The sequence below is a fragment of the Curvibacter gracilis ATCC BAA-807 genome, assembly GCF_000518645.1.
Classification (GTDB): Bacteria; Pseudomonadota; Gammaproteobacteria; order Burkholderiales; family Burkholderiaceae_C; genus Curvibacter; species Curvibacter gracilis.
The window spans coordinates 86115-103375 of the sequence record NZ_JADZ01000015.1 but is presented as its reverse complement, the minus strand read 5'-3'; the positions used below and the strand labels follow the sequence as shown (position 1 = coordinate 103375).

Annotated in this window: 18 protein-coding genes; 8 read left to right on the top strand and 10 right to left on the bottom strand. The window is 68.3% G+C overall.

Translation table 11 applies throughout. From position 1 onward, the window contains the following. Window positions 1-2: 2 nt before the first annotated feature. The 3 genes from L880_RS0113500 to L880_RS0113490 form a co-directional block, all read right to left on the bottom strand. Window positions 3-1031, bottom strand: a complete 1029-nt coding sequence (locus tag L880_RS0113500) for a porin (protein ID WP_027476137.1) — start codon at window positions 1029-1031, stop codon at window positions 3-5. A 111-nt stretch (window positions 1032-1142) separates the two neighbouring features. Further along, window positions 1143-2153: a Bug family tripartite tricarboxylate transporter substrate binding protein gene (locus tag L880_RS0113495; protein WP_043329434.1), complete on the bottom strand. Its 1011-nt coding sequence runs from the start codon at window positions 2151-2153 to the stop codon at window positions 1143-1145. Window positions 2154-2217: 64 nt separating this feature from the next. After that, window positions 2218-3231, bottom strand: a complete 1014-nt coding sequence (locus L880_RS0113490; RefSeq protein WP_051443295.1) for a Bug family tripartite tricarboxylate transporter substrate binding protein — start codon at window positions 3229-3231, stop codon at window positions 2218-2220. A 424-nt stretch (window positions 3232-3655) separates the two neighbouring features. On the opposite strand from L880_RS0113490, the gene L880_RS0113485 reads away from it, so the two are divergent. From L880_RS0113485 to L880_RS0113450, 8 genes are all read left to right on the top strand, one after another. Beyond that, complete coding sequence (locus L880_RS0113485) at window positions 3656-4429, top strand: SDR family oxidoreductase (RefSeq protein ID WP_019575725.1); 774 nt, start codon at window positions 3656-3658, stop codon at window positions 4427-4429. 141 nt (window positions 4430-4570) lie between these two features. Continuing rightward, window positions 4571-5080, top strand: a complete 510-nt coding sequence (locus tag L880_RS0113480; protein WP_031255442.1) for a cupin domain-containing protein — start codon at window positions 4571-4573, stop codon at window positions 5078-5080. 16 nt (window positions 5081-5096) lie between these two features. Beyond that, a complete protein-coding gene (locus L880_RS0113475) occupies window positions 5097-5915 on the top strand; it encodes an alpha/beta fold hydrolase (RefSeq protein WP_027476133.1) in 819 nt (272 codons plus the stop codon). Between the two features lie 31 nt (window positions 5916-5946). Next, the gene (locus L880_RS0113470; protein ID WP_027476132.1) at window positions 5947-6768 is read left to right on the top strand and encodes an IclR family transcriptional regulator; all 822 of its coding nucleotides are present in this window, start codon (window positions 5947-5949) and stop codon (window positions 6766-6768) included. Then, the gene (locus L880_RS0113465; RefSeq protein WP_027476131.1) at window positions 6765-8438 is read left to right on the top strand and encodes a thiamine pyrophosphate-binding protein; all 1674 of its coding nucleotides are present in this window, start codon (window positions 6765-6767) and stop codon (window positions 8436-8438) included. Before L880_RS0113470 ends, L880_RS0113465 begins: the two co-directional genes overlap by 4 nt. Further along, a complete protein-coding gene (locus tag L880_RS0113460) occupies window positions 8435-9262 on the top strand; it encodes an aspartate dehydrogenase (protein WP_027476130.1) in 828 nt (275 codons plus the stop codon). Before L880_RS0113465 ends, L880_RS0113460 begins: the two co-directional genes overlap by 4 nt. An 8-nt stretch (window positions 9263-9270) precedes the next feature. Beyond that, entirely contained in the window at window positions 9271-10743 is a 1473-nt protein-coding gene (locus tag L880_RS0113455; RefSeq protein ID WP_027476129.1) for an aldehyde dehydrogenase, read from the top strand. Between the two features lie 65 nt (window positions 10744-10808). Continuing rightward, the gene (locus tag L880_RS0113450; protein WP_019575732.1) at window positions 10809-11588 is read left to right on the top strand and encodes an SDR family oxidoreductase; all 780 of its coding nucleotides are present in this window, start codon (window positions 10809-10811) and stop codon (window positions 11586-11588) included. A 54-nt stretch (window positions 11589-11642) separates the two neighbouring features. On the opposite strand, the gene L880_RS0113445 is transcribed toward L880_RS0113450, so the two are convergent. From L880_RS0113445 to L880_RS0113415, 7 genes are all read right to left on the bottom strand, one after another. Continuing rightward, the gene (locus L880_RS0113445; protein ID WP_027476128.1) at window positions 11643-11846 is read right to left on the bottom strand and encodes a hypothetical protein; all 204 of its coding nucleotides are present in this window, start codon (window positions 11844-11846) and stop codon (window positions 11643-11645) included. Between the two features lie 90 nt (window positions 11847-11936). Next, entirely contained in the window at window positions 11937-12896 is a 960-nt protein-coding gene (locus tag L880_RS0113440; RefSeq protein ID WP_027476127.1) for a PDR/VanB family oxidoreductase, read from the bottom strand. A gap of 176 nt (window positions 12897-13072) precedes the next feature. Then, the gene (locus tag L880_RS0113435) at window positions 13073-14110 is read right to left on the bottom strand and encodes an aromatic ring-hydroxylating oxygenase subunit alpha (protein WP_027476126.1); all 1038 of its coding nucleotides are present in this window, start codon (window positions 14108-14110) and stop codon (window positions 13073-13075) included. A 27-nt stretch (window positions 14111-14137) separates the two neighbouring features. Next, window positions 14138-14365: a recombinase-like helix-turn-helix domain-containing protein gene (locus tag L880_RS0113430; protein ID WP_043329431.1), complete on the bottom strand. Its 228-nt coding sequence runs from the start codon at window positions 14363-14365 to the stop codon at window positions 14138-14140. A gap of 54 nt (window positions 14366-14419) precedes the next feature. Beyond that, a complete protein-coding gene (locus L880_RS0113425) occupies window positions 14420-15385 on the bottom strand; it encodes a VOC family protein (RefSeq protein ID WP_027476124.1) in 966 nt (321 codons plus the stop codon). Window positions 15386-15417: 32 nt separating this feature from the next. Further along, window positions 15418-15897 (bottom strand): cupin domain-containing protein, encoded by a 480-nt coding sequence (locus L880_RS0113420; protein WP_169737758.1) that lies wholly within the window; start codon window positions 15895-15897, stop codon window positions 15418-15420. A gap of 286 nt (window positions 15898-16183) precedes the next feature. Beyond that, on the bottom strand, window positions 16184-17185 hold the full coding sequence (locus tag L880_RS0113415; protein ID WP_169737756.1) for an LLM class flavin-dependent oxidoreductase: 1002 nt from the start codon (window positions 17183-17185) through the stop codon (window positions 16184-16186). Window positions 17186-17261 lie beyond the last annotated feature (76 nt).

The following is a 17261-nucleotide window of genomic DNA, read 5'->3' as shown; positions in this document are numbered from 1 at the left end:
GATCAGAAGAAGTGGCGCATGCCCACTTCGTAGCCGCTGGAGGTGCCCCCCAGCGAGGTGCCGGCGGCACCCAGGCCCTGGATGTTGATGGCGCGCTGGGCGCCGGCCTTGTTGCTGATGTGGCCGTAGCTGGTGTAGAGCTGGGTGCGCTTGGACAAGTTGTAGCCGTAGCCCAGCGACACCTTGGTCCAGTCGGCGTTGTTGCCGGCGGTGTCGTAGCGGCCCACCGAGGCGCGCAGTTCGCTGGCGCCGATCGGGGCGCTGGCGCCCAGTTGGAAGGCCGTGATCTTGGTGGTGGCGGTCTTCTCGCTGGCCCAGATGAACGAGGGCTTGACCACGCCGAAGTCATACCAGCCGGCGATGTTGTTGGCGGTCACGTCGGCGGCGGCGGAGGCCCCCTTGAGCTTGCCGGTGGCCAGGGCCACATGCACCGGGCCCTGGCGGTAGCCGCCGCGCAGGCCGCGGTAGTCACCCAGGTTGGGGGTGGTCGAGTTGGAGGCCTGGCCGCCGAAGGCCACCTGGGCCTGGCCATAGAAGCCGCCCAGGTTGGCTGGCAGGAAGTAGCTGACCGCATTGCTGATCTGGATCGGGGCACCGTTCATGACAAAGGTGCCGGTGCCGCCCACGCCGTTGGTCAGGAAGGGGTCGAAGATCAGGGTGTTCAGGAAGGTGGCCGAATCGTCGCGGCCCACGCGCACTTCACCAAAGTTGCCCAGCAGGCTGACGGTGGCGCGGCGGTTGAAGCTGAAGGCGCCGCTGGTCTTGCCGGCGCCGGTGTTCACGTCCAGGCCACCTTCGAGCCAGAAGCCGGCGGCCAGGCCGCCACCCAGGTCTTCGGTGCCGCGAAAGCCGATGCGGCTGATGTTGGCGCCGCTGGTGGACAGGCCGGTGCGGCTCAGGGTGTCGCCGGTGACGCGGGCCAGGCCCACGTCAATGGTGCCGAACAGGGTCACCGACGAGCTGGGGGCCGTCTGGGCCGAGGCCCCGGTGGCTGCGGCCAGGGCGGCCAGAACGATGAGGGATTTTTTCATGGGCTTCTCCTCCAAGAGATGTGCCGATTGAGGAAACGAAGCGCTGCTTCGTCGTGGGGAGTTCCGGCCAGGGCAGCCCAGCCGGGCGGGGGAACGTGGTGGGTGCCAGGCTCAATCGGCCTGGATGCCGAAGTCCTTCACGACCTTGCCGAAGCGGGCCAGATCGGCGGCGTTGCTCTTTTCGAGACGGGCCGGGTCGCCCCCGAGCGGCAGGCCGCCGAAGGTGCCGACCTTGCTGACCACATCGGGCATCTTCAGGATGTCGTTCATGTGGGTGTTGAGCGTTTTCACGATGTCGGCGCTCAGGCCCTTGGGGCCGAACAGGCCTTGCCAGGCGGTGAGTTCGATGTCCTTGTAGCCCAGCTCGGCCAGGGTGGGCACATCCGGCGCCAGGGTGGATCGGTGGGTGTCGGCCACGCCCAGCAGCTTGACCTTGCCCGTGGCCAGGTGCGGGGCGACGGGGCCCAGGGTCATGAAGGTCAGCGGCACGTGGCCGCCCAGCACGTCGTTCACCGCCGGCGCCACGCCGCGGTAGGGCACGTGGGCCAGGTCGGCGCCGCTGGCCTTGGTGAACATGGCGGCCAGGATGTGCATGGGCGAGCCGCTGCCCGGGGTGGCATAGGTCAGCGGCTTGGCCTTGGACTGGGCCACCAGATCCTTGATGTCCTTGATGCCGCTGGCGCCCGAGGCGGCCACGAACATGGGCATGGTGACAGTCTGGATGATGGGGGTGAAGCCGTTGAGCACGTCGTAGCCCGAGCCCGGGCCGGTCTTCATCACCAACTGGGCGATCGAGAAGGTGCTGGGGGCCAGCAGCAGGGTGTAGCCATCGGCCGGGGCCTTGGACACGAAGGCGCTGCCGATGATGCCGCTGGCGCCGGGGCGGTTGTCCACCACCACAGGCTGGCCCAGGCGGCCTTGCAGCTTCTCGGCGAACAGGCGCGCCATGGCGTCGGTGTCGCCACCGGCGGGGTAGGCCACCACCAGGGTGATGGGCTTGTTGGGGTAGCCGCCCTGGGCCAGGGCGGGTTGGGCGACCGCGCCCAGCCCGAGGGCGGCGGCGGTCAGGGCCAGGGCATGGCGGCGGGTGAGGGCAGAGCGGGTGGACGTGGGGGTGGGCATGGGGAGGGTCCTGGGAGATGTGGTGGGGTGGGTCGGTGAGGGTTCTTGAATCGGGCACGGCCCGTCACTGGGCTTCGATCTTTCGGCTCTTGATGACGGGCAGCCAGGTCGCTGTCTCTTTTCGGATGACGTCGCCAAAGGCGGCGCCTGCGGTGATCCACACGACCAGGCCTTGTTTTTCGAGTTGGGCTTTGTTGGCGGGCGTGTTCAGAATCTGGCCGATGTCGGTGGCCAGTTGGGTGCGCACGGCCTCGGGCGTGCCCTTGGGGGCCATCACGCCGTACCACGAGGTCACGGCCACGCCGGGTACGCCGGCCTCGGCCAGCGTGGGCACCTCGGGCAGCAGGGGGGCGCGCACGGGGTCGGTTACCGCCAGGGCGCGCAGCTTGCCCTGCTGGATGTGCGGCAGCAGGGTGGGCAGGTTGCCCACGATCACCGGCACCGTGCCCCCAAGCACATCGTTGAGCGCGGGCGGCGAGCCCTTGTAGGCCACATGCAGCAGGTCGGCGCCGCTTTGTTGCTTGAACAGCTCGCCGGCCAGGTGCAGGCCCGAACCCACGCCCGGCGTGGCGTAACTCAAGGTGCCGGGATGGGCCTGGCTGAGCGCGATCAGTTCGCGGATGCTGCGTGCCGGCACCGCGGGGTTCACGGCCAGCACGTTGGGGGCCTTGGCCAGCGAGGCCACGGGGCTGAAGTCGGCCTCCACGTCGTAGCCCAGGCGGGGCATCAGTGTGGGGTTGATGGTCAGGTTGCCGGCCGGCACCACCAGCAGGGTGTGGCCCGTGGGGGCTGCCCGCTTGACCGCCTCGATGCCGATGTTGCCATTGGCGCCGGTGCGGTTGTCCACGATGGCCGCCTGCTTGTAGCGCTCACCCAGGCCGTTGGCCAGCATGCGGGCCAGCGTGTCCACCGGGCCACCGGCCGGGAAGGGCGCCACCAGCGTGAACGGCGCTGCCGCCAGGCTGCGTTGGGCCTCCGAGAGCTCGCCGGGGGCCGCGTGGCACAGGCTGGAGGTGCCCAGCACGGCGCAGCACGCCACCGCCCAACGGCGTGCCAGGGCCAGGACGGGACGCTTCATGTCAAACCCTTGCCGCCGCATTGTGGCGGGCTGAGGGAGCCAACAGAACCTGGGGTGAGCATGGGGGCCTTTCGTTTTATATACGAAACGGTGATCAATAGATGAAACTATTTGAGGGAGAATACGAAGTACCCCCCGTTTTTCAAATAAGTAAAAGCACGTATTCATGGGGTGGTCACATCTGTGTTGTTGATCTGGCGCATGGACGAATGCCTGTGTTGGCCGCCTGAAAAAGTGGCATCGGCGACCCTTCTTGGTGTTTCAAAAACCCTGTGTGATAGTCGGGATAGGGGTGGGATTGTGGGTTGGTGACACAATTGCGATTCAAATACGAATCAACGTTTCATAAGTGAGACTGAAAAAGGCCGCGCTGAAGCCCGATCACCAAGACAGGGCGGCGCACGGCAGACACAGGAATCGAAGCATGAATCAGACCAGCGTTCCCTCTCTTGAAGGCCACCGCATCCTCATCACGGGCGGTGCCCGCGGCCTGGGCGAGGCCTTTGCCCGCGCCTGTGTGGCCGCCGGTGCCCGGGTCGCCCTGACCGATGTGCTGCATGAACGTGGCGAAGCCTTGGCCGCCGCACTGAACCAGGGCCGGGCCCAGCCCGTGGCGCATTACCTGCCCATGGATGTGTCCGATCCGCAGGCGATCGAGCAGGCCACGGCCGCTGCGGCCGAGCGCCTGGGCGGCCTGGATGGCCTGGTGAACAACGCCGCCATCACCAACTCGGGCGGCAAGGACATGGCCGACATCACAGTCGACACCTGGGACCGGGTGATGGCCGTCAACGTGCGCGGCCCCTGGCTGGTGACGGTGGCCGCACAGCGTTGGCTGCAGGATTCGGGTCGGGGCCGGGTGGTGAACATCGCCTCCGACACTGCGCTGTGGGGGGCCCCGCGCCTGATGGCCTATGTGGCCAGCAAGGGCGCCGTGATGTCCATGACCCGCTCGATGGCGCGCGAACTGGGCGCGCACGGTGTCACCGTCAATGCGGTGGCGCCGGGTCTGACCCTGGTCGAGGCCACCGAATACGTGCCCGAAGCCCGCCACCGCCTGTACAGCGAAGGCCGCGCCATCAGCCGGGCCCAGGTGCCTGACGATGTGGTCGCCACCGTGCTGTTCCTGCTGTCCGAAGGCAGCGGCTACGTGACCGGCCAGGTGCTGCCGGTCAATGGCGGCTTCGTCATGAACTGACCCCCCCTTCCAACCCACCGCATTGTTTTGCAAGGAGTCCCCATGAGCACACCCCACACCCCCGCGGCCAACGAGCCGGTGTTCAACGAACGCGGCCTGCAGGATGCGCGCATCCCGCCCGAGGCTGAAATCCAGCAGGCCATGATGCAGGCCCCGGGCCAGAGCTTTGCCGAGTGGATGGAGTCGCGCGTGGCGCGCCGTTCCACCCGCCGCTACGACTGGGACGCGCTGAAGTTCCAGGCCGATTTCGACCCCAAGTACCGCCGTGCCCAGATGCGCTACGTGGGCACCGGCGGCACCGGTGTGGCCGCTGACAACAACACCGTGCCCTCGGCCCACTTCACCTTCTCGACCATGGTGATCCCGGCGGGCAACATCGGCCCCTCGCACATCCATTACGACGTGGAAGAGATCTTCTTCGTGATGCGCGGCGCCATGAAAGTGATCTGCGAAAAAGACGGCCAACGCTGGGAGACCGTGGTGGGCGAGCGCGATCTGATCTCGGTGCCACCCGGCGTGTACCGCGAAGAGCACAACATCGGCGACGAAGACGCGCTGATGTGCGTGATGCTGGGCTCGCCCAAGCCCATCACCCCGGTCTACCCGCCGGATTCGCCCCTGGCCAAGATCAAGCGCGACCTGGGCCGCTGAAGCAGGCGACACGAACATGACGCTGCAAGAACTGGCACAGCAGTGGCCTGCCCAGGTGGTGTCGACCGCCGGGGGCGATATCGCCTACCGCCGGGCGGGCCAAGGCCCCTTGCTGGTGCTGTTGCACGGCATTGGGTCGGCCTCGGGCAGTTGGATGCGCCAGTTGCAAACCCTGCAAAGCCGCTTCACCGTGCTGGCCTGGGACGCCCCCGGTTACGGCCAAAGCACCCCGGTCGAAGCCGAATGGCCGACGGCCGCCGACTACGGCGCGCGGGTCTGGCCATGGCTGCAGGCCCTGGGCCTGGCGCAGCAACCAATCCGGCTGGCTGGCCACTCCCTGGGTTGCCTGATGGCGGCCGCGGCGGTGGCACAGCGCCCGCAGGCGGTGGAGCGGCTGGTCCTGCTCTCGCCGGCGCTGGGCTACGGCCTGGCCGATGCCGCCGTGCGCGAGACCAAGCTGCGCGACCGCCTGGCCAATCTGGAGCGGCTGGGCCCGGCCGGCATGGCCGAGCACCGGGGCGCCGCCATGCTCTCGGCCCAGGCCGATGCCCCCCTGGTGGCCTATGTGAAATCGATCATGGCGGCCATCCACCCGACGGGCTACACCCAGGCCGCCCGACTGCTGGCCAACGCCGATCTCGACAGCCTGCTGGCTGCGGTAACCTGTCCGGTCACCGTGGCCAGTGGCAGCGCTGACACCATCACCCCGGCGGCCGCCTGCGAAGCGCTGGCGCAGCGGGTGGGTGCTCCCTATCTCTCACTGGGCCCGGTGGGCCATGCCTGCGCGCTGGAGGCCGCCGATGCGGTCAATGCCCTGCTGCAGGCCACCCCCTGAACACAGATCGAGAGACCAGGAGAACCAACACATGAACAACGCAAGCGACCGCTACCTTGTCCCGGGCCTGGCCCGTGGCCTGCAATTGCTGGGCTGCTTCACCCGCCAGGAGCCGCAGCTCACCGGCGCCGAGCTGTCGCGCCGCCTCGATGTGCCGCGCGCCTCGGTGTTCCGCCTGCTGCAGACCCTGGAGCAGATGGGCTTTGTCGAGCGCGTCAGCGACAGCCCCAACTACAAGCTGAGCATCGGTGTGCTGCGCCTGGGCTTCGAATACCTGGCCTCGATGGAGCTCACCGAGCACGGCATTCCGATCATCGAAGGCCTGCGCGACCAGAGCGGCTACTCGGCCCACCTGGTGGTGCGCGATGGCCGCGAGGTGGTGTTCGTGGCCAAGGCCATGGGCCGCCAGGCCGTGTTCCATTCGATCCAGGTCGGCGCCCGGTTGCCGGCCCATGCCACGGTGCTGGGCCGCCTGCTGCTGTCCAACCTCGACATGGCCGGCCTGTCCCAGCTCTACCCTGAGCCGGCACTGCACGCCTTCACCCCCAAGACGCCCACCACCCTGGTGCAGCTCAAGGCCCTGATCGATCAGGACATGGCCAACGGCTACGGCATCAGCCAGGGTGGCTTCGAGACCGGTATCTCGACCATCGCCGCCCCTGTTTTCAATGACCGCCACCAGGTGGTGGCGGCCGTCAGCCTGACCGTGCCTGCGCAGCAGATCGAGGCCGATCAGGCCCGCAGCCTGGTCCAACTGGTGCAGCAAGCCGCTGCCCAGGTCACCCAACGCATCAGCCACCTGCCGCAGCGCGGCGGCATGAACGTCAACCCCCTCCCACCCCCCACACCATGACCACAGCAGCCCCCCATCGCATCACCGTTGGCGAACTTGCCGCCCGATTCCTAGAGCAATGTGGTGTTCGCGCCGCCTTTGGCGTGATCTCGATCCACAACATGCCCATCCTCGACGCCTTCCACCGGCGTCAGAAGATCCGATTCGTGTCGGCACGGGGCGAGGCCGGAGCCTGCAACATGGCCGATGCCTACGCCCGTGTCAGCGGCGCCCTGGGGGTGTGTGTGACCAGCACCGGCACCGGTGCCGGCAATGCGGCCGGCGCCATGATCGAGGCCCTCACTGCGGGCACGCCGATGCTGCACCTGACCGGCCAGATCGAGTCGCCCTACCTGGACCGCGACCTCGGCTACATCCACGAGGCCCCGGCCCAACTGGCCATGCTGCAGTCGGTCGGCAAGGCGGCCTTCCGCATCCGCAACGCCGAGACCGCCCTGGCCACGCTGCGTGAGGCGGCCCGCCTGGCCTTCACCCCGCCCTGCGGCCCGGTCAGCATCGAAATCCCGATCGACGTGCAGGCCACCCTGCTCGACCTGCCGGCCGATCTGCGCCCGCTGCCGCTGCGCCCGGTGCAGCCTGAGGCCGAGAGCGTGCAGGCCCTGGCCGATGCGTTGGCCGGTGCCAAGCGCCCCCTGCTGTGGCTGGGCGGCGGTGCGCGCGGTGCCAGCGCCGCCGTGGCCCGCTTCGTGAAGCTGGGCTGGGGCGTGGTGACCTCGGTGCAGGGGCGCGGCATCCTGGCTGAAGACCACCCCGCCAGCCTGGGCTCGTACAACCTGCAAAAGCCCGCCGAAGACCTGTACCAGAGCTGCGACGCCCTGCTGGTGGTGGGCTCGCGCCTGCGCAGCAACGAAACCCTGCGCTACAAGCTCAAGCTGCCGCAGGCCCTCTACCGCATCGACGCCAATGCCCTGGCCCACAACCGTGGCTACAACAGCCAGTACTTTGTGCAGGGCGATGCCGAGCTCACGCTGAACGCGCTGGCCGATCTGCTCGAAGGCCGCATGCAGGTCGACCCGCAACTGGTGCCCGACGTGCAGAAGGCGCGCGCCGCCGCCGCCGCCCATGTGGACGACACCCTGGGTGCCTACACCGAGCTCAAGAACCAGCTGGCCGCCGCCGTCGGCAAGCAGCTCTGGTGGGTGCGCGACATCACCTTGTCCAACAGCATGTGGGGCAACCGCGCCCCGGTGCTGGACCACCCCCGCGCCGGTGTGCACGCCCTGGGCGGCGGCATCGGCCAGGGCCTGGCCATGGCCATCGGCACCTCGGTGGCCAACACCGAACACCAGCTCGGCCGCAAGACCGTGGCCTTAGTGGGCGACGGCGGCTTCATGCTCAACGTGGGCGAGCTGGCCTGCGCCGTGCAGGAGAACGCCGATCTGGTGGTGCTGCTGATGAACGACAGCCGCTATGGCGTGATCAAGAACATCCAGGACGACATCTACGGCAGCCGCCATTGCTATGTCGAGCTGCACACCCCTGATTTCGCGAACTTCTGTGCCAGCCTCAAGGCCCACCACTTCCTGCTCGACAGCCCGGCGCGCACTGCCGAGGTGCTGGGCCAGGCCCTGGCTGCCAAGGGCCCGGTGGTGGTCGAAGTGGACATGAAGGCCTGGGGCCCGTTCGCCGCCAAGTTCGCCGGCCCCATCCTCAAGAAGGAGTCCGCATGAGCAACGCCAGCACTCAGGCCCGTCCTGCACGCGCCACCCAGCCCGTCACCCTGATCGGCTTCGGGGCGATCGGCCGATCCATCTTCCAGCGCATGGCCGGCCACAGCGGTGTGCGCATCACCCACATCGTGGTCCAGGCCGCTGGCCTGGACGAGGCCCGTGCCGTGGTGGGTGAGGCCGCCACCGTGACCACGGCAGTGCCCGCCGAGGCCAGCCTGGTGCTGGAATGCGCCGGCCATGCGGCCCTGATCGAGCACGTGGTGCCGGCGCTGCAGCGCGGCGTGGAATGCGCGGTGCTGTCGATCGGTGCCCTGTCGGGCCCCGGCATGGCCGAGCAGCTGGCCGCAGCGGCCGAGCAGGGCGGCACCCAGCTGCACCTGCTGTCGGGTGCCATCGGTGGGGTGGATGCCATCGCGGCCGCACGCCTGGCCGGCCTCACCGAGGTGCGCTACACCGGCCGCAAGCCGCCCTCGGGCTGGCGCGGCACACCGGCCGAAGCGGTGTGCGATCTTGCCGCCATCACCGAGCCCACCGTGATCCTGGAGGCCACGGCCCGCGAGGCGGCCCAGCTCTACCCCAAGAACGCCAACGTGGCCGCCACCATCTCCCTGGCCGGCCTGGGCCTGGACGCCACCCGGGTGCGTTTGATCGCCGACCCCACCGTGAGCGAGAACATCCACCAGATCAGCGTGCGCGGCGAGTTCGGCGAAATGGAGCTGACCATGCGCGGCAAGCCCCTGGCCGACAACCCCAAGACCTCGGCACTGACCGTGCTGTCGGGCCTTCGTTTCCTGCACAACCGCGGCGCCGCCGTCACTGTCTGAGACCTCCCATGAGCGAAAAACTGCAAACCCTGCTGGCCGGGCGTTGGCGCGACGCCTCCGGCCCCGAGTACGCCACCGAGTACCCGCACGACGGCAGCACCGTCGCCACCCTGCACGCGGCCACCGCGGCCGATGTGGACGAGGCGGTGCAATGCGCCGAACGTGCCCGCCAACAGCCCTCGTGGGCCGGCCTCAAGCGACATGAGCGCGCCGCCATCCTGCACCGCATTGCCGCCGGCATCCGCGAGCGCGGTGAAGAGCTGGCCCAGCTGCAGCGCCTGGACAACGGCAAGCCGATCAAGGAAACCCGGGCCCTGGTGGCCAGCGCCGCCGGCACCTTCCAGTTCTTTGCCGCCGCCTGCGAGACCTGGGAAGACCAGCTCACGCCGTCGCGGGGCGACTACTTCACCCTCAGCGCGCACGAGCCGCTGGGCGTGGTGGGGGCCATCACGCCCTGGAACTCGCCCATCGCCAGCGAGGCTCAGAAGCTGGCGCCGGCGCTGGCCGCCGGCTGCGCCGTGGTCTTCAAGCCCGCCGAGATCACCCCGCGCATGGCCATCGAGCTGGCCCGCATCGCCCAGCAGGCCGGCGTGCCCGACGGCATCATCAGCGTGCTGCCGGGCAAGGGCTCGATCGTGGGCGATGCCCTGGTCAAGCACCCCCTGATCAAGCGCATCGCCTTCACCGGGGGCACCACCGTGGGCCTGGGCATTGCCCGCCTGGCGGCCGAAAAGCTCATGCCCACCTCGCTGGAGCTGGGCGGCAAGTCGCCCACCATCGTGTGTGCGGATGCCGACCTGGACCACGCCGTGGCCGGGGTGCTGTACGGCATCTTCAGCTCCTCCGGCGAATCCTGCATCGCCGGCTCGCGGGCCTTTGTGCATGAAAGCGTCTATGCCGAATTCAAGGCCCGCCTGCTGGCCGGCGTGAAGGCGCTGCGCGTGGGCGACCCGTCCAGCGAAAGCACCCAGATGGGCCCTCTGGTCAACCAGGGTCACCGCGCCTCGGTCGAGCGCTATGTGCAGCTCGGCCTGGACGAGGGGGGGCAACTGCTGGCCGGCGGCGTGCGCCCAGAGGGCGCTCTGTTCGAGCGCGGCAGCTACTACACCCCCACCGTGATCGAAGGCCTGGCCAACAGCGCCCGCATGTGCCAGGAAGAGATCTTCGGCCCGGTGCTGGCCCTGCTGCCCTGGCGCGACGAGGCCGACCTGGTCGCCCAGTGCAACGACAACGTGTTCGGCCTGGCCTCGGGCATCTGGACGCGCGACTACAAGACGGCCTGGCGCCTGGGCCAGGCCCTGCAGACCGGCACGGTCTGGGTCAACACCTACAAGGTGTTCTCGGTCAGCACGCCCTTCGGTGGCGTCAAGATGAGCGGCACCGGTCGCGAGAAGGGGCGTCTGGGCATCCTGGAGTACACGGCTCAGAAGAGCTGGTACTGGGGGCTGAACGAGTCGCCCATGCCCTGGGCCACGGCCTGAAGCATCCGCCGGGCGCCACGCCTGTTGAGTGCGCTGGCGCGGCGCTGATCATGGAGAACTGAGTCATGGATCTTGGAATTTCGGGCCGCAAGGCCCTGGTGTGCGGCGCCAGCTCCGGTCTGGGCCTGGCCTGTGCCACCGCCCTGGTGCGTGAAGGCGTGCAGGTGGTCATCGTGGCCCGCACCGAAGGCCCGCTGCGCGAGGCGGCCGAGCGTCTGAATGCCCTCGGCCCGGGCCGCGCCGAGTGGGTGGCCGCCGACGTGGCCAGCGCCGAAGGGCGCGCCCGCATCTTTGCCGCCCACCCCGACTTCGACATCGTGGTCACCAACGCGGGCGGCCCGCCGCCCGGCGACTTCCGCCAGTGGCAGCGCGAGGACTGGATCAAGGCCCTGGACGCCAACATGCTGGCGCCCATCGAGCTGATCAAGGCCACGCTGGACGGCATGATGGCGCGCGGCTTCGGCCGCATCGTCAACATCACCTCCAGCGCGGTCAAGGCGCCGGTGGATGGCCTGGGCTTGTCGAATGGCGCGCGCAGCGGCCTGACCGGCTTTGTGGCCGGGCTGGCGCGCAGCACCGTGGCGCGCGGCGTGACCATCAACAACGTGCTGCCCGGCACCTTCGACACGGCCCGCCTGGCCGGCAACTTCGAAGCCCAGGCGCGGCGCGAAGGCAGCACCGCCGAGGCCGTGCGCGCCGCCCGCATCGCCCGCCACCCGGCCCGCCGCCTGGGCCAGCCCGAGGAACTCGGCAACACCTGCGCCTACCTGTGCAGCGTGCATGCGGGGTACATCAACGGGCAGAACGTGTTGCTGGATGGGGGCTCTTACCCGGGCACGTTCTGAGATCAGGATGACGACGGTCATGGCGGGTCACGCCACGTTCATGGCCGTCGCGCTTCAGCCTGCCTTCGGTACCCGTGTCACCTGGTAGCGCACGGTACGTGTGCCGTCCTGCCATTCAAGGGTGCTGACCTGGGATCGGGGCTGCGCCTGAGCCCCAAGGATTTCCGCACCGCTGCGGGCGACGAGGTGCCGCAGTTGGGCGCTGGCGCCGCGGTTGGCCAGCAATTGCTTGGCCAGAGGGCTTTTGAGGGCTTTCATGGTCTACAGCATGTCCGCCCGGTGCCGCGTTGAACAGACGGCCGCGGCCATAGCAGCTGCCGTCTGTCAGATCGCCTCAGGCGAAGTTGCTCAAAGATCCAGCACCAGGCGCTCGCTCTTGCAGCCGGACACGCAGATCATCATCACCTTGTTGGCCGCGCGTTCGGCGGTGCTGAGCACCGAGTCGCGGTGGTCGGGCTGGCCGTCTAGCACGCGGGTTTCGCAGGCGCCGCAGATGCCTTCTTCGCAGCTGGTCACGCAGTTCACCTTGGCGGCGTTCAGGGCTTGCAGCAGGCTCTGGCCGGCTTCGACAGCGATGGTCTTGCCGCTGCGCTTGAGCTCCACCGTGTAGCTCTGGCGGGCGTCCGAGGCGGCGGCCACTTCGACGGCGGCGAAGCGCTCGATGTGGGCGTTGGCGTAACCCAGCTCGGCGCAGAACTTTTCGAAGGCGTCGAGCATCACGGCGGGGCCGCAGGCGTAGTAATGGGTGTCGGCCTGGGCCGGCCGGGCGGCCAGCAGGGCTTTCAGGTCAGGCGGGCCGTTCTGTTCGTCATCGAAATGCAGGTGCAGCGGGGCGCCCAGGGCCTGCAGTTCGGCGATGAAGGCTGCGCTCTTGCGCGAGCGGGCGAAGTACAGCACTTCGAAGGAACGGCCCAGCTGCTTCAGGCGCGTGGCCATGCACAGGATGGGCGTGACGCCGATGCCACCGGCCACCAGCACCGAGTGGCCCGCGTCTTCGTGCAGCGCAAAGTTGTTGCGCGGCTCGCTGATGTCGATCGCCTGGCCCACGCGCAGGGCTTCGTGCACGCAGCGCGAGCCGCCTCGGCTGCGCCGGTCTTTCAGCACCCCCAGCACATAGCGGTGGCGCTCGCCGGCGGCGTTGAGCAGCGAGTAGCTGCGCACCAGCCCGTTGGGCAGGTGCAGGTCGATGTGGGAGCCGGCGGCGAACTCGGGCAGTTCACCTCCGCCGGCGCGCCGCAGTTCGACGCTGTGGATGTCCTCGGCCTCATAACGAAGCGCGTGGATGTAGGCTTTGAGTAGATTCGACATGGCCGTGACGGGGCTGTGGGTGGGGGGCGGGAGGGCTTGAGTTTAATGTCGGTCACAGAGCGCCGCGCCCCCGAGGCAGGCTGGTAGCCAGGGCTTGCCAGATGCGGTCAGGGGCGCTTGGTGGGCGTTTTCAGGGGGCTTTCAGGTCGTGCCGGCCCGCATCGGGCCGTGCGGCCTCAGGCCGGGGTGGCGGCGCGGTCGATCTGGGCCTGGGCCAGGCCCTTCAGGTGGCGGCGCAGGCGCACGATGCCCATGTCGTGGGCGTACAGGAACTCGCGCTGGTTGGCATCGGGCTCCATGGTCTCGACGGCCACGCGGTCTTGCTCCAGCACATTCCAGTGGCGCTGCTCGAGGCGGTTCTTGTACAGGAAGCGCCAGGTGTCGCGCTGCCAGCCATCCACCTTGCGGCAGCGCCAGTGGAACACGCCCGAGGCCTGGCGGCTGATGGGGGTGTAGCTGCCGATGATGGCGAAGTTGCCGCCAGGGCCGCCGGTCTTCGGGTAGGGGATCTCGAGGCGCATCAGGTGGATGCCGGTGTCGATCCACTCGGTCCAGTCGAAGTTGACGTTGCGCTGGCCCTTCTTCTCGAACACGAAGCCGGTGTCGGTGTCGCGGATGTGGAATTCGGCCGTCACGTCGCCTTCGTACATGGTGTGCGACTGCTTGTGCAGGTAGGTGCCGTGCATGGGGTCGATCACGTTGTCGATCACATAGCGGTAGTCGCAGCCCCATTCGGTGTAGCACAGGAAGGACGACCACTCGGGCGAGGTCAGCTCTTCGGGCAGGCGCAGCGGCGGCGGGGTGTCGATCTGCGGCTCGGTCGAGTTGAACAGGAAGATCGCGCCATTGCTTTCCACGGCGTGGAACATGCGGGTGGTGCGCGAGCCTTCGAGCTTGCAGCCGGGCATGGCGGGCACGCTGGTCACGGTGCCGTCGTGGCGCACTTCCACGCCGTGGTAGGGGCAGGCCAGGCGGTCGCCCAGGATCACGCCCAGCGACAGCGGTGCGCCGCGGTGCGGGCAGTGGTCCTCCAGGGCATGGACCTTGCCCTCGTGGTCACGCCACAAGGCGATCTTGTAGCCCATGCGGCGCAGCGAGATCGGGTTTTCCTTCACGAAGGACGAGGGGCAGACCGGGAACCACAGGTCTTTCAGGCCCACGGCCAGGGCGGCGTCGACCGGGTCTTGCTGGAAATAGACGTTGGACGTTTGCATCTTGATGTGCTCCAGGGTGGGGGTGAATCAGGCGCCGAGGCGGGCCATTTCGGCCTTGAAGGTCTCGACTGTCCAGGGCTGGCTGTTGGGGCCGGCCGGGCCGGCCTTGTTCAGGTAGTCGATCAGGGCTTCGATCTCGTGCAGGCCTTGCGCGAAGCCTCGCTCGATCGAGTCACCGAGCAGGTTTTCGTACGCGGTCGGTGCGGCGTCGCGGTGCTGATGGGTTTCGTTGTAGAGAGGGGGGGTGTTGCTCATCAAAAACCTCCGGATGCTTCGGTTGGTGTCAGGTGGGGTTGGATCGTGCGGCGATCAGTCTTTGGGGCGGTCTGTCATGAAACGGCCGCTCGGTGCGTCGGCGTTGACCTGGCGTCGCGTCTGGCCGTCGATGCCGCCCTTGATGGCCCATTCCGCAAACACGGTGGGGCCGGGGGTGAAGTCGCGGGGTTGCCAGTCGGCGGTCAGCTCGTCTTCGTCGGTGTAGTACTCGACCAGGGCGCCGGCCGGGCTGATGAAGTACCAGAACAGCGCCGAGGAGATCGGGTGCCGGCCCGGGCCGAGTTCGGTGCTCCAGCCGCAGCGCGACATGTGCATGCCGCCGCCAATCACCTCGTGCAGGTCACGCACCGTGAAGGCCACGTGGTTCAGGCCGGCGCGGGGTTCGGGCAGTTGCAGCAGGAACAGGTCGTGGTGGCCACCCTCGGGGGCGCAGCGCATGAAGTGGCCGCGACCGGGGTAGCGGTCGGACACCACAAAGCCCAGATGCTGCTCGTAGAAGGCGGTGGTGGCCGCCAGGTCTTTCACGAAGAACACCACATGGCCCACCTCGACCGGCGTGGCACGGTCGTAGGCCGGGCTGGGCTGGTTCACCCGGCCGCGGGTGGCCCAGGTGTTGGTCTGGGCGCAGGGCAGGTCGAGCACGCGCTTGCGGGTCACCTGCACCCGCACGGCCAGGCCGTTGGGGTCGGTGCAGCCGATGCGCTGGCCGTCGTCCACATAGCCGGGCTGGCCGGCCAGGCGCGTGCGCAGGGCCTCCAGTTCGGCGATGGAGCCCACGGCCCATACCACTTCACGCAGCGTGGGATCGGCCTCGATGCCGGCGGGCAGGCCGGGCTTGTCGGAATGGGCCACCTTGACGCGGCAGCCGTTGAGCGACTCGAACACCAGCTCTTGCGGCTCTTCGGCCACCAGGTGCAGGCCCCAGTCGCTGAAGAATTGGCGGCACTTGGCCAGATCCGCCGCACCGAAGGTGATTTCGTCAATGCCCAGAACACTCATGTTGTTTCCTCGTGGGGGTGCGTTGCGCAGGCTCAGCGCTTGACTTTGGCCAGGGGGTGGCTGGGCGGGTAGGTGGGGGTCACCGGCTTGGGGTTGCCCACCATCACACACATCAGGGCCTCTTCGTCACCGATGTTGATCACGCCACGGTACACGCCCACCGGCCAGGAGATCAAGTCGCGCTCGCCGGCTTCCATTTCCCAGGTTTCACCGTTCAGTTCGGCGATCAGTTTCACCCGACCGCGCAGCACGAAGAACACTTCTTCGGCATCGGTGTGGATGTGCAGCGGGCCTTCGGCGCCGGCCGGCAGGATCATGGTGGAGAAGGTGAAGTGCTCGGCCACCACGGTGTTCTCGTCGCTGGCCACGCCGGTGGCACCGGTGCCCACGTAGCGCATCTGGGCCCGGGCGTACTTGGGGTCGAAGTCGGCCTGGAACTTCAAGGCCTCCCAGTCGTAGCGGCGGGTGGCACGGGTGGCCACCCGTGATTTCAGCCATTGCCCCAGATCCATGCCCTCAGGGGGGTGGTACGCGGTTTGCACGCCTTCGGCGGCCGCTGATGCACTCATGACGTTCTCCAATCCGTTTCGTTTCTTAGGTAAAACATAGTTTCGTGATTGAAACGAGCCAAGTCTATAGCAGAGTTGCCGAAATTCCAAGAATTTCAGATCAATGCTTGAGTGGAAAACTCGGGGCCTGGGGAGGGGGGGCCGTGCACATCCGGCGGGCCGGTCTGGCTGCCGTCATGGCCAGTTGGCGTGCATGCAAGAACCGGGCGCGCAGCGCCCGGGGGGCGGTTCAGCCGCGCAGCGCTGCGGCGGCAATGTCCAGCGAACGCAGGCGCAGCGCGGGGTCGAACACATCGCTGACCAGCATGAACTCGTCGGCCTGGGTCAGGTCGGCCAGCCGGGCCAGGCCTTCGCGCACGGTGCCCGGCCCGCCCACCACGGCGGCGGCCAGAAAATCATCGATCGCGGCGCGCTCCTGCGGGGCCAACTGGGCCCGGTAGTGCGGCAAAGGGGGCTGCAGGCGGCGCCGGTCGCCGGTCAGGATGCCCAGCACCCGCTGGTAGGTGCTGCTGGCCAGGAACTCGGCCTCTTCATCGGTGGGGGCGGCAATCAGCGGCACACCGATCACCACATGCGGCTTCTCCAGTGTGGCCGAGGGCTTGAACAGGCGCCGGTACAAGTCCACCGCCTGCAGCAGCATGCGCGGCGCAAAGTGCGAGGCAAAGGCGTAGGGCAGGCCGCGCTCGGCGGCCAACTGGGCCGAGAAGAGGCTCGAACCCAGCAGCCAGATTGGCACGTTGGTGCCGGCGCCCGGCATGGCGATCAGGCGCTGGCCGGGTTGCGTCGGGCCCAGCAGGCGCTGCAGCTCGGCCACGTCGCGCGGAAAGTCTTCTTCGGTCTCCACCCGGTCACGGCGCAGCGCCCGCATGGTCAGCCCGTCGGTGCCCGGCGCACGGCCCAGGCCCAGGTCGATGCGGCCCGGGTACAGCTCGGCCAGGGTGCCGAAGGCCTCGGCCACCACCAGGGGGGCATGGTTGGGCAGCATCACGCCGCCCGAGCCCACGCGGATGCGCTCGGTGCCGCCGGCAATGTGGCCCACCAGCACGGCAGTGGCCGAGCTGGCGATGCCGCTCATGTTGTGGTGCTCGGCCAGCCAGTAGCGCGTGAAGCCGAGCGTTTCGGCATGCTGCGCGGTGCGCAGGGCGATGGCCAGCGCGTCGGCCACGGTGCCGCCTTCGCGCACCGCCACCAGGTCGAGCATGGACAGGGCAATGTCTTGCAGTGGTTTCATGCCATCCATTGTGCGGTGCTCGCTTGACCTGCGCACGGCAGGTGTTTTTCGTGGTGATTTATTCGGTAATAGGTGC

Excerpts from the sequence above, each read along its gene's own strand:
- L880_RS0113490 (WP_051443295.1), bottom strand. The coding sequence starts at position 3,231 with ATGAAGCGTCCCGTCCTGGCCCTGGCACGCCGTTGGGCGGTGGCGTGC.
- L880_RS0113485 (WP_019575725.1), top strand. The coding sequence starts at position 3,656 with ATGAATCAGACCAGCGTTCCCTCTCTTGAAGGCCACCGCATCCTCATC.
- L880_RS0113435 (WP_027476126.1), bottom strand. The coding sequence starts at position 14,110 with ATGCAAACGTCCAACGTCTATTTCCAGCAAGACCCGGTCGACGCCGCC.
- L880_RS0113495 (WP_043329434.1), bottom strand. The coding sequence starts at position 2,153 with ATGCCCACCCCCACGTCCACCCGCTCTGCCCTCACCCGCCGCCATGCC.
- L880_RS0113480 (WP_031255442.1), top strand. The coding sequence starts at position 4,571 with ATGATGCAGGCCCCGGGCCAGAGCTTTGCCGAGTGGATGGAGTCGCGC.
- L880_RS0113465 (WP_027476131.1), top strand. The coding sequence starts at position 6,765 with ATGACCACAGCAGCCCCCCATCGCATCACCGTTGGCGAACTTGCCGCC.
- L880_RS0113455 (WP_027476129.1), top strand. The coding sequence starts at position 9,271 with ATGAGCGAAAAACTGCAAACCCTGCTGGCCGGGCGTTGGCGCGACGCC.
- L880_RS0113475 (WP_027476133.1), top strand. The coding sequence starts at position 5,097 with ATGACGCTGCAAGAACTGGCACAGCAGTGGCCTGCCCAGGTGGTGTCG.
- L880_RS0113420 (WP_169737758.1), bottom strand. The coding sequence starts at position 15,897 with ATGGATCTGGGGCAATGGCTGAAATCACGGGTGGCCACCCGTGCCACC.
- L880_RS0113450 (WP_019575732.1), top strand. The coding sequence starts at position 10,809 with ATGGATCTTGGAATTTCGGGCCGCAAGGCCCTGGTGTGCGGCGCCAGC.
- L880_RS0113415 (WP_169737756.1), bottom strand. The coding sequence starts at position 17,185 with ATGAAACCACTGCAAGACATTGCCCTGTCCATGCTCGACCTGGTGGCG.
- L880_RS0113460 (WP_027476130.1), top strand. The coding sequence starts at position 8,435 with ATGAGCAACGCCAGCACTCAGGCCCGTCCTGCACGCGCCACCCAGCCC.
- L880_RS0113430 (WP_043329431.1), bottom strand. The coding sequence starts at position 14,365 with ATGAGCAACACCCCCCCTCTCTACAACGAAACCCATCAGCACCGCGAC.
- L880_RS0113445 (WP_027476128.1), bottom strand. The coding sequence starts at position 11,846 with ATGAAAGCCCTCAAAAGCCCTCTGGCCAAGCAATTGCTGGCCAACCGC.
- L880_RS0113500 (WP_027476137.1), bottom strand. The coding sequence starts at position 1,031 with ATGAAAAAATCCCTCATCGTTCTGGCCGCCCTGGCCGCAGCCACCGGG.
- L880_RS0113470 (WP_027476132.1), top strand. The coding sequence starts at position 5,947 with ATGAACAACGCAAGCGACCGCTACCTTGTCCCGGGCCTGGCCCGTGGC.
- L880_RS0113425 (WP_027476124.1), bottom strand. The coding sequence starts at position 15,385 with ATGAGTGTTCTGGGCATTGACGAAATCACCTTCGGTGCGGCGGATCTG.
- L880_RS0113440 (WP_027476127.1), bottom strand. The coding sequence starts at position 12,896 with ATGTCGAATCTACTCAAAGCCTACATCCACGCGCTTCGTTATGAGGCC.